5 protein-coding genes are annotated in these 11,283 nt (G+C 71.2%); 1 reads left to right on the top strand and 4 read right to left on the bottom strand.

What is annotated here, in order from left to right; genetic code table 11:
• Positions 1-13 precede the first annotated feature (13 nt).
• The 4 genes from pyk to gltB form a co-directional block, all read right to left on the bottom strand.
• Positions 14-1,444, bottom strand: a complete 1,431-nt coding sequence (pyk, locus tag AP234_RS28935) for a pyruvate kinase (protein WP_055482928.1) — start codon at positions 1,442-1,444, stop codon at positions 14-16.
• Between the two features lie 188 nt (positions 1,445-1,632).
• Entirely contained in the window at positions 1,633-3,348 is a 1,716-nt protein-coding gene (locus AP234_RS28930; protein WP_235558428.1) for a S8 family serine peptidase, read from the bottom strand.
• Between the two features lie 86 nt (positions 3,349-3,434).
• Positions 3,435-4,901, bottom strand: coding sequence for a glutamate synthase subunit beta (locus tag AP234_RS28925; RefSeq protein WP_055482927.1), 1,467 nt, complete (start codon positions 4,899-4,901; stop codon positions 3,435-3,437).
• 14 nt (positions 4,902-4,915) lie between these two features.
• Positions 4,916-9,460, bottom strand: a complete 4,545-nt coding sequence (gene gltB, locus AP234_RS28920; RefSeq protein WP_083502530.1) for a glutamate synthase large subunit — start codon at positions 9,458-9,460, stop codon at positions 4,916-4,918.
• A gap of 186 nt (positions 9,461-9,646) precedes the next feature.
• Here gltB and AP234_RS28915 point away from each other — a divergent pair, with 186 nt between their 5' ends.
• Positions 9,647-11,251 (top strand): bis-aminopropyl spermidine synthase family protein, encoded by a 1,605-nt coding sequence (locus AP234_RS28915; protein ID WP_055482925.1) that lies wholly within the window; start codon positions 9,647-9,649, stop codon positions 11,249-11,251.
• Positions 11,252-11,283: the final 32 nt, after the last annotated feature.

The raw sequence follows: 11,283 nt of genomic DNA, 5'->3' as shown, positions 1-11,283 counted from the left end.
GTGGGCCGGGTGATCACCCGGGGTGGGCGACCGCCGAGCCGATGGTGTGGACCCGCAGGGCGTTGGTGGACCCGTGCGTGCCGGGCGGGGAGCCGGCGACGATCACCACCTTGTCGCCCTTCTCACACCGGCCGAGCGACAGCAGCGACGCCTCGACCTGACGGACCATGTCGTCGGTGTGGTGGACGAACGGGACCTCGAAGGTCTCCACCCCCCACGTCAGCGCGAGCTGGCCGCACACCTGCGGGTTGGAGGTCAGCGCGAGCAGCGGGATCGGCGAGCGGTAGCGGGCCAGGCGACGGGCGGTCTCACCGGACATCGTGAACGCCACGAGGGCCTTGGCCTTGACGATCGCGCCCACCTCCGCCGCCGCGCGGGCGATGGCGCCACCGGTGGTCTCCGGCAGGCGATCCAGGGTGTGCGTGGCCTCCAGGCTCGTGCTCTCCGCCGCGATGGCGATGCGGTGCATGGTGGCGACAGAATCGACCGGATAGTTGCCGACCGAGGTCTCACCCGACAGCATCACCGCGTCGGCGCCGTCCATGACGGCGTAGGCGACGTCGGAGGCCTCGGCGCGGGTCGGGCGCGGGGCGTTCATCATCGAGTCGAGCATCTGGGTGGCCACGATGACCGGGTGGGCCTTTTCGCGGCACAGCTCGATGATCCGGCGCTGGACGATCGGCACCTGCTCCAGCGGAAGCTCCACGCCGAGGTCGCCGCGCGCGACCATCACGCCGTCGAACGCGTCGACGATCTCTTCGAGGTGCTCGACGGCCTGCGGCTTCTCGATCTTGGCGAGGAGGGGCAGATGGACGCCCTCCTCATCCATGATCTTCTTGACCAGCAGCGCGTCGTCCGGCGACCGGACGAACGACAGGGCGATCAGGTCGAACCCGGTGCGCAGCGCCCAGCGCAGGTCCCTCTCGTCCTTCTCGGTGAGCGCGGGCGCGCTCACGGCGACCCCGGGCAGGTTGAGGCCCTTGTTGTCGGAGATCATGCCGCCGACGATCACGCGGGTGACCACGCGTGGCCCGTCCACGGCGGTCACCTCAAGGTTGAGACGGCCGTCGTCGACCAGCACGGTGTCGCCCGGACTGACGTCACCGGGCAGTCCCTCGTACGTCGTGGAGACCATCTCTCGGTCCCCCGGGACGTCCTCCGTCGTGATCGTGAAGACGTCGCCGTAGCCGAGCCGTACGGGACCGGAGGCGAAGCGGCCGACGCGGATCTTGGGGCCCTGCAGGTCGGCGAGGACGCCGACGGGACGTCCCAACTCCTCCGCGGCGGCCCTGACCCGGTCCAGGATCTCCCTGTGCAGCTCGTGGCTGCCGTGGGAAAGGTTGAATCGGGCCACGTTCATGCCGGCGAGGATGAGCTCGCGCAGACGTTCGGGCGATGAGGAGGCGGGACCCAGGGTGCAGACGATCTTAGCTCGACGACTCACAAGTACTACCCTAATTGGTACAGACCACTTCATGTGACGGCAGGCACATGCGTCGCCGAGTATTCACGGTCTCTCACCAGGGAGTTCACCCATCCGGCCCGATGGCGGCACGGCGTCATCACATCTTGCTCTGACCACGCTACTCCTCGCGGCCCGCTTCCACCGGGCTTTCCACCCCGTCAGCCCGGTCACTGCGCGATGGTGGCGGCGCGGGCGGCGTTGACCACGCCGCGGCCGAAGAAGCCGTTCCTGGCCGCGTCGCCCTCGCAGACCTGGGTGTCGTCCGGGCCGTACTTGTAGGCGCGGGACGCGGGGCAGGCCTTCTGCACGGCGGAGGCGTACAGCAGCTTCTCGACCTGCGCCGGGTCCATGTGGACCCCGCCCTTGCCCGGCTTGCCGAACCTGCCGATGATGATCGCGGCGACCCCGGTCGCGTGCGGGGCGGCCATCGAGGTGCCCTCCAGATACTGGTAGTAGGAGCATGTGCCGCCCCGGCAGTCGCGGATCACCGAGGCGTCCTTCGGGCGGCCGTCCTTGCCGATCGAGCCCTTCGCCCGCAGCACGCTCTCCGGGGCGGCGGCCAGGATCTCCCGCCGCGCGCCCTTGAGCTCGGTCCCGCCGTCGAACAGGTCGCCGCCGGGCGCCGCGATGTCGGCCTGCTCGATCCCGTAGTCGGAGAAGGCGGACTTGCGCCCGCTCGGCCCGACCGCCGTGACCGAGATCACGCCGTCGAGCTCGGCCGGGACGTTGAGGCAGGTGTTGTCGATCTTACGGTCGCGCTGCTTGTCCAGCGGGTAGTTGGGGCTGGTCGTGTCCTTCTTCGGCCGGCCGAGGTCGGTGCCGCTGTTGCCGATCGCGGTGATCAGTGTCACGCCTCGCTCGCGGGCGTAGGCGAGCGCCCGGCGCATGCCCTCGACGACGCCCTTCTGGTCCAGGCGCTCGACCGGCGAGTCCTGCGGGTTGGCGGTGCAGTTGAACGCCCACGGGTCGACGTAGAAGCTCATGTTGACGACGTCGACGCCCACGTCCCCGGCGTACGCCAGGGCGTCCATCGTCGGCTTGAGGAAGAAGTAACCCGAGTCGGTGCCCGCCCGCAGGTTGACCAGCGACACGTCGGGGGCCACGCCGCCGATGCCGATGCCGTTGAGCGGCGAGCCGATGGTGCTGGCGACGTGCGTGCCGTGCCCGTCGTCGTCCACGTCGGCCGGGTCCTTGCAGCTCTGATGCTCGCACGGGCCGTCGAGCTTCTTGCCGTTCGGGTCGTTCGGCTCGTCCACGACGAAGTTGCGGCTGAGCTCGCGGTTGAAGTTGGGGGCGATGTCGGGATGCCTCCCGTCGACGCCGGTGTCGATGATGCCCACCAGGACCTTGCGGCTCCCCCTGGCCTTGCCGTACGACCCGTCCGGAGTGGCGCCGATCATCTTCATGTCCCACTGGCGGTCCGCCAGCGGCTCCTCCTGCGTCGCCCGCCGCCCGTGCGCGGTCGTCCGTACGGCCGACGGCCCCCGTGAGCCCGACCGCGCGTACGGCGGGGCCGCCGCCGGAACGGCGGAGACCCTGCCGACGGGCCGGTCGAGGGAGACGCCGACGACGGCCCGATCCGCCCCGATCCGCTCGGGCGCGTCGGTGCGCACCATCAGGTAGCCGAGCCGGTCGTCACCGCCGATCACGGCGCCGCCGGCGGCCGTCACGGCACGGGTCGCCGCGTCCTTGCCCCCGTCGGCGTAGAACACCAGATATCGGCCGGCCCGGACGGCCGGTTCCGACTCGGAGGCACTGGAGGAGGGCTGGGCGGCGCCCGCCGCGTGATCGGCCGGGTCGGGCCCGGCACAGGCCGTCGCGCCGATCGCGCCCACCAGCGTCATCGAGACGGCCATCGCGGCGAGACGTCCGCGTGCGTTCACCGATCCCCCCCGTTTCGGCTCCTGCACTCTTCAGGCAGCCGGACGCTTCCGACTGCCTGAATCTGAATATGTCCTATTTTCTACAGCTAAACCAACGGACGTGCGGTGGGCGGGATCGGAGCGGGCAGCGCCGTCCCTCCGCTGAGCCGCCGATCCACGGCGGCCGCGGCCGATCGGCCCTCCGCGATCGCCCAGACGATCAGCGACTGCCCGCGGCCCATGTCACCGGCCACGAAGACGCCGTCGACCGCCGTCTCGTAGGAGGCGTTCCTCGCCACGTTGCCCCTCGCGTCGAAGAAGTCTCCCGGCGCGAGCGCCGCCAGATCGGTGAGCAGCGGTCCCTTCTCCGGGCCGAGGAAGCCCATGGCGAGCGTGACCAGCTCGGCGGGGATCTCCCGCTCGGTGCCGGGGATCGGCCGGAACCCGGTGGCCGGGCCCTCGACGTCGACCAGCCGCAGCGCCCTGACCCTGCCCTCGGCGTCGCCGACGAACTCGGTGGTGGACACAGCGTAGACCCGCTCGCCGCCCCGGGCCGCCAGCTCCTCGTGGGCGCTCTCCATCTTGAACAGGATCGGGAACGTCGGCCACGGCTGCCCGGCCGTACGGGCCGCCGGAGGCATCGGCATGATCTCGAGCTGGGTGACCGAGGCCGCTCCCTGGCGGATCGCCGTGCCGACGCAGTCGGCTCCGGTGTCCCCGCCGCCGATCACCACGACGTGCCTGCCGCGTGCGGAGATCGGCGAGGCGTCCAGGTCGCGGTTGGCCGGCGGGAGGTACTCCATCGCCTGGTGGATCCCGCCGAGCCCGCGTCCGGGCACCGGCAGGTCACGCCAGGCCGTGGCGCCGCCCGCGAGCACGACCGCGTCGTACTCCTCCCGCAGCCGGGCCGCGGTGACGTCCACGCCCACGTTCACCGAGGTGCGGAACTCTGTGCCCTCGGCCGCCATCTGCGCGAGACGGCGGTCGAGGTGGCGCTTTTCCATCTTGAACTCGGGGATGCCGTAGCGGAGCAGGCCGCCGACGCGGTCGGCCCGCTCGAACACCACCACGTCGTGCCCCGCCCGGGTGAGCTGCTGGGCAGCGGCCAGGCCGGCCGGGCCGGAGCCCACCACGGCCACCCGGCGGCCGGTCTTCACGGCCGGCGGCAGCGGAGCGACCCAGCCCTCGGCGAAGGCCCGCTCGACGATCTCGACCTCGACCCGCTTGATCGTGACCGGGTCGGAGTTGATGCCGAGGACGCAGGCCGTCTCGCACGGGGCCGGGCACAGCCGGCCGGTGAACTCCGGGAAGTTGTTGGTGGCGTGCAGCCGCTCGGCCGCCTCTCTCCAGTCGTCGCGGTAGACGAGGTCGTTCCACTCGGGGATGAGGTTCCCGAGCGGGCAGCCGTTGTGGCAGAACGGGATGCCGCAGTCCATGCATCGGGACGCCTGCAGGGACAGCGCGGCCGGGGGAAAGTCCTCGTAGACCTCACGCCAGTCGCGGATGCGGACGTCGACAGGGCGGCGGGCCGGCAGCTCGCGCCCGTGCGCCAGGAAACCCTTCGGGTCGGCCATCGGTTGTTGCCCCCTTATCCGTGCGCCGCGGCCATGACGGCCTGGTCGACGTCCCTGCCCTCGGCCTCGGCCGCGGCCCGGGCCCGCAGGACGCGCCGGTAGTCCGACGGCATGATCTTTCCTACTCTGGTGAGTGCCGCGTCCCAGTCGGCGAGCAGCGCGGACGCGACCGCGGACCCGGTCTCCGCCAGGTGCCTGCCGACGATCTCGCGCAGGAACTCCGCGTCCGCCTCGTCCAGCGGCTCGACCTCGACCATCTCGCGGTTGACCCGCCCGGGCTCGAGATCGAGCACGTACGCGATGCCGCCGGACATGCCGGCCGCGAAGTTGCGGCCGGTCGGCCCGAGCACGACGACCCGGCCGCCGGTCATGTACTCGCAGCCGTGGTCGCCCACGCCCTCGACGACGGCGGTGGCGCCGGAGTTGCGCACGCAGAACCGCTCGCCCGCGACGCCGCGGACGAACACCTCTCCGGAGGTGGCGCCGTACAGGCCGACGTTCCCGGCGATGACCTGCGTCTCCGCGGCGAACGGCGCGGCGGGGTGCGGCCGGACGACCAGGCGGCCGCCCGACAGGCCCTTGCCGAGGTAGTCGTTGGCGTCGCCGACGAGCCGCAGCGTGACACCGCGGGGCACGAACGCGCCGAAGGAGTTGCCCGCCGACCCGGTGAACGTCACGTCGATCGTGTCGTCGGGCAGCCCGCCGGCGCCGTACCGTCTGGTCACCTCGTGACCCAGCATGGTGCCGACCGTGCGGTTGACGTTGCGGATGGGCAGCTCGAGCGTGACCCGGTCGCCGCCGGCCAGCGCGCCCTCGGCGAGCTGGATCAGCGTGTTGTCCAGGGCCTTGTCGAGCCCGTGGTCCTGCTCGGCCACCCTGCGCAGAGGGATGCCCTCCGGAAGGTCGGGCCGGTGCAGGATGGGCGACACGTCCAGGCCCGCGGCCTTCCAGTGGTCGACGGCGGCGGCGGTGTCGAGCAGGTCGGACCGGCCGATGACCTCGTCCAGCGACCGGTGGCCGAGCAGGGCGAGGTATTCGCGCACCTCCTGCGCGATGAACTCGAAGAAGTTCACCACGAACTCGGGCCTTCCGCTGAACCGCCTGCGCAGCTCGGGGTTCTGCGTGGCCACTCCCACCGGGCAGGTGTCGAGGTGGCAGACCCGCATCATCACGCAGCCGGAGACCACCAGCGGCGCGGTGGCGAAGCCGTACTCCTCGGCGCCGAGCAGCGCGGCGACGATCACGTCGCGGCCGGTCTTGAGCTGGCCGTCCGTCTGGACGACGATGCGGTCGCGCAGGCCGTTGAGCAGCAGCGTCTGCTGGGCCTCGGCCAGGCCGAGCTCCCAGGGGGCGCCCGCGTGCTTGATCGACGTCAGCGGCGAGGCGCCGGTGCCGCCGTCGTGGCCGGAGATGAGCACGACGTCGGCGTGCGCCTTGCTGACCCCGGCGGCGACCGTGCCGACCCCGACCTCGGCGACCAGCTTCACGTGGACGCGGGCCCGCGGGTTGGCGTTCTTGAGGTCGTGGATGAGCTGGGCCAGGTCCTCGATGGAGTAGATGTCGTGGTGCGGCGGCGGCGAGATGAGGCCGACGCCGGGGGTGGAGTGCCTGGTCCTGGCGATCCACGGGTACACCTTGTGGCCGGGCAGCTGGCCGCCCTCGCCGGGCTTGGCCCCCTGGGCCATCTTGATCTGCAGATCCTCGGCGTTGACCAGGTATTCACTGGTCACGCCGAACCGGCCGGAGGCCACCTGCTTGATCGCCGACCGGCGCTCGGGGTCGTACAGCCGCTCGGGCTCCTCGCCGCCCTCGCCGGTGTTCGACTTCGCGCCGAGCCGGTTCATCGCGATCGCCAGCGTCTCGTGCGCCTCCCGCGAGATCGAGCCGTACGACATCGCGCCGGTGGAGAACCGCCGCACGATCGACTCGACCGGCTCGACCTCGTCGATCGGCACGGGCTCGGCCGCCGGCCGCAGCTTGAACAGCCCGCGCAGCGTCATCAGCCGTTCTGACCGCCCGTCGACGAGCGAGGTGTACTCCTTGAAGATCTCGTACCGCCGGGTCCGGGTGGAGTGCTGCAGCTTGAAGACCGTCTCGGGGTCGAACAGGTGCGGCTCGCCCTCGCGCCGCCACTGGTACTCCCCGCCGACGTCCAGTCGCCGGTGCGCGTTCTCCGCGCGCGGGTAGGCGCGGGCGTGCCGCTCCAGCGCCTCCCTGGCCAGTACGTCGAAGCCGACGCCGCCGAGACGCGAGGTCGTGCCGGTGAAACACTCGTCGACGACCTCGGCGCCGAGGCCGAGCGCCTCGAAGATCTGCGCCCCCGTGTAGGAGGCGACCGTGGAGACGCCCATCTTGGACATGATCTTCAGGACGCCCTTGCCGTACGCCTTGATCAGGTTGCGTACGGCCCTGGCCGGGTCGAGGCCGTGCCCGCCGGTGGCGGAGCCGCCCTCCATCGCCATGGCCTCGACGGTCTCGATGGCGAGGTAGGGGTTGACCGCGCTCGCGCCGTACCCGATGAGCAGGGCCATGTGGTGGCACTCGCGGGCATCGCCGGTCTCGACGACCAGGCCGACCCTGGTGCGTGTCTTCTCCCGGATGAGGTGGTGGTGCACCGCGCCGGTGAGCAGCAGCGACGGGATCGGCACGCGATCGCGGGAGGAACCGCGGTCGGTCAGCACGATGATCCGCGCGCCGTCGGCGATCGCCGCCGAGACCTCGGCGCGGATCTCCGCCAGCCTGTCGACCAGGGCCCGTCCGCCACCCGCCGCGTCGAACAGGCCGGACACGACGTACGGCTGGAAGCCCGGCAGCGCGCCCTCGTCGTTGATGTGCACGATCTTCGCGAGCTCGTCGTTGTCGATCACGGGGTACGGCAGCACCAGGCGGCGGCAGGAGACCGGGCCGGGCTCCAGCAGGTTGCCCTCGGGGCCGATCGTGGACTGCAGGGAGGTGACGAGCTCCTCGCGGATCGCGTCCAGCGGGGGGTTGGTGACCTGCGCGAAGAGCTGGCTGAAGTAGTCGAACAGCAGCCTGGGCCGCTCGCTGAGCACGGCGAGCGGGGTGTCGGTGCCCATCGAGCCGATCGGCTCGGCGCCGGTCCTGGCCATCGGCGCCAGCAGGACGCGCAGCTCCTCCTCGGTGTAGCCGAAGGTCTGCTGCCGCTTGACCAGCGCCTCGTGGGTGGGGTGCTCGTGCTCGCGCTCGGGCAGCTCCTCGAAGCGGACCAGGCCCGCGTGCAGCCAGTCGCCATACGGCTCGGCCGCGGCGAGCTCGGCCTTGATCTCGTCGTCCTCGACGATCCGGCCGCGTGCGGTGTCGACGAGGAACATCCGGCCCGGCTGGAGCCGGCCCTTGCGCACGACCCTGTCCTGGGGGATGTCGGCGAGCACGCCCGCCTCGGAGGCGAGCACGACCAGGCCGTCCTCGGTCACCCAGAACCGGCCGGGCCGCAGGCCGTTGCGGTCGAGCACCGCGCCGACCAGTGTGCCGTCGGAGAACGTGATCGACGCAGGTCCGTCCCAGGCCTCCATCAGCGTTGAGTGGAACTCGTAGAAGGCGCGGCGGGCCGGATCCATTTCCGCGTGGTTCTCCCACGCCTCGGGGATCATCATGAGCACGGCGTGCGGGAGCGACCGGCCGCCCAGGTGGAGCAGCTCCAGCGTCTCGTCGAACGACGCGGTGTCCGAGCCGTCCGGGTCGCAGATCGGGAACAGCCGTCGCAGGTCGCCGGGGATGAGGCCGGTGGCGAGCATCGCCTCCCTCGCGCGCATCCAGTTGCGGTTGCCCCTGACCGTGTTGATCTCGCCGTTGTGCGCGATGTAGCGGTAGGGGTGGGCGAGCGGCCAGGAGGGGAAGGTGTTGGTGGAGAAGCGCGAATGGACCAGCGCGATCGCCGTGACGTACCGCTCGTCGGACAGGTCGGGGAAGAAGGGCTCGACCTGGGGAGAGGTCAGCATGCCCTTGTAGACGATGGTCCTGCTGGACAGCGAGGCGAAGTAGACGTCGGCCTCGTGCTCGGCCCGCTTGCGCAGGGGATAGACGGCGCGGTCCAGATCGAGGCCGGTCTCACCGCCCGGTGCGCTGACGAAGAGCTGGCGGAAGAACGGCATGACCGCCCGCGCCCCGGCCCCGGGGAGCGAGGCGTCGACCGGAAGGTCGCGCCAGCCGAGGACGGTGAGACCCTCCTCGGCCGCGATCTCCTCGATCAGCCGGACCGCCGTCTCGCGTGCCCGCTCGTCGACCGGTAGGAACGCCGTACCGGCGGCGTACGCGCCCTCGGGCGGCAGCTCGCTGTGCCACCCCAGATCGGCGAGGATCTCACGGAAGAACGCGTCGGGGATCTGGGTGAGGATGCCCGCACCGTCGCCGGTGTCGGGCTCGCTTCCGCTGGCTCCTCGGTGATCGAGGTTGCGCAGTGCGGTCAGCGCGTTGGCGATGATGTCGTAGCTGCGGCGGCCGGTCACGTCGGCCACCATGGCGACGCCACAGGCGTCGTGTTCGTTCGCCGGGTCGTAGAGTCCCTGTGGCTTCGGGAAGCCGCGGCGAGCAGCAGGCATGGAGTTCCTCCCGTCGTCTGCTTCTGCTGGAACAGAGGGACGACGTTGGCCCTGCTGCGGTTGTGGAGTGGGTTGAGGGTACCGCACGGTCTCCCGGCGGCTCTCTCAGGGTTACGTGACTTGATAGTTCCTTTCAGACTGGTTCGCGAAACTTCGATCGGCCGATGTCCCGGATACAGTTGCCGCATGTCCGGACTCGATGCGCTCGACGACCTGATGACCAAGGCGGGCGTGGACGGCCGCCGCCTGCGCAGGGCCGTCGCACTGCTGAGCGACGGACGCTGGTGGAGCCTGGCCGATCTGGTCCGGGAGACCGCGACCTCGCGGCGTACGGTCGAGGCGCTGCTGCGTGCGCTCCCCCTTGAGCACAGCGGCGACCGCTTCCGCATCCCGACCGATCAGATAAATACCCTTAAAGCGTATCATCAAGGCGCTAATGACAACATTTCGGACTATTGGCACATTAGTCCCCGGCAAGGACGGTACGTCGAGGTCCTGCGGCGACTGGAGACCCTGATCGACGAGGCGCCCCGGGGACGTCACGCGCTCGATCATGTCTCCGCCACGGCGGAGACCGTGCTGCGCCGGGCCCTCCTGCTCGGCGAGCGGTTCTGGCTGCCCGGCGCCCGCCTGCTGTGCGTGGGCGACCACGACCTGACCTGCCTGGCCGTACGGATGATCCACCCCGAGGTGGAGGTCGCGGTGGCCGACATCGACGACCGGATCCTCGCCTACATCGACCGGCAGGATCTCGGTGTGCGCACCCGGTGGACCGATCTGCGGCTGGGCCTGCCGCCGTCACTGCGCGGCCGAGCCGACCTCGCGATCACCGATCCGCCCTACACGCCCGAGGGCATCGGACTGTTCGCCGCGCGGGCCGCCGAGGGCCTGCGCGACCGGGAGCAGGGCCGGATCCTGGTCGCCTACGGCGCGTCCGAACGCACACCGGCACTCGCCCTCAAAGTACAGAAAGCCTTACTTGCCCTTAATTTGCTAAACGAGGCAATATTTCCGGATTTCAACCGATATCACGGGGCAGAGGCCATCGGCAGCGCGGCGGATCTCTACGTCCTTCGGCCGACCACCAAGACCTGGCCCGCCGTGGCCGCACTGACCGACCGGGCCGGCGATCACACCACCACCGCGATCTACACCCAGGGACCCCAGGCCGTCGAGTCGGCGTCCGCCCAGGCGGCAGCGGCCGCGGACGGGGTCGTGAACGAGATCCTGGACGGCTTCGAACCCGGCCTGCTCGCCGGGGACTGGCCGCGCGGACCGCTGCCCGCCACCCCCCGGACGAGGCTCGCCACACTGCTGGCCAAGCCGTACGCCGCCGATCCCGAGCGGGTGGCGATCGCCGTACCGTCCGGGCTGGAGGCGGCGCTGCCCCGTCTGCTGCTCGCGACCAGGGCGCGGCACGTGCGGGTGCTGCTCACCCGGCCGCCCGGCGACGCGCTCGCCGCGCTGCTCGCCCCCGTCTACGACATCGCCGTACGCCGCCTCGGCGGCGACGCGCACCTGCTCGACGCCGTACGGCTCCCGCCACCGGCGGACGGCGCCGACGCGATCGTCCGGCGGATCATGGACAGCGCGCACGGCAAGATCGTCAACGTCTGGCGGGAGGCGCTGACCGGGCGGACCGGATCGACCAAGAAGCAGGCCAGGGCCGCGATCGAGGAGGCGGCCCCGTGGGCGGGCGACCTCACCCTCCTGGAGGCGCCGCTCCACCGCCTCGCCACCCTTTCCGCCGCCGTCTCGCGCACTCTGCCGGCCGCCGCCGAACTCACGTAGCAGGCGGCTCTCCCGGCCCACCGACGGGGACG

It is taken from the genome of Sphaerimonospora mesophila (genome assembly GCF_001417795.1).
GTDB lineage: Bacteria > Actinomycetota > Actinomycetes > Streptosporangiales > Streptosporangiaceae > Sphaerimonospora > Sphaerimonospora mesophila.
Note: the sequence above shows the minus strand (reverse complement) of the source record. Positions and strands in the feature narration are given on the sequence as shown.

Coding starts and splice junctions, on each gene's coding strand:
- AP234_RS28925 (WP_055482927.1), bottom strand. CDS start 4,901: ATGGCCGACCCGAAGGGTTTCCTGGCGCACGGGCGCGAGCTGCCGGCC.
- gltB (WP_083502530.1), bottom strand. CDS start 9,460: ATGCCTGCTGCTCGCCGCGGCTTCCCGAAGCCACAGGGACTCTACGAC.
- AP234_RS28915 (WP_055482925.1), top strand. CDS start 9,647: ATGTCCGGACTCGATGCGCTCGACGACCTGATGACCAAGGCGGGCGTG.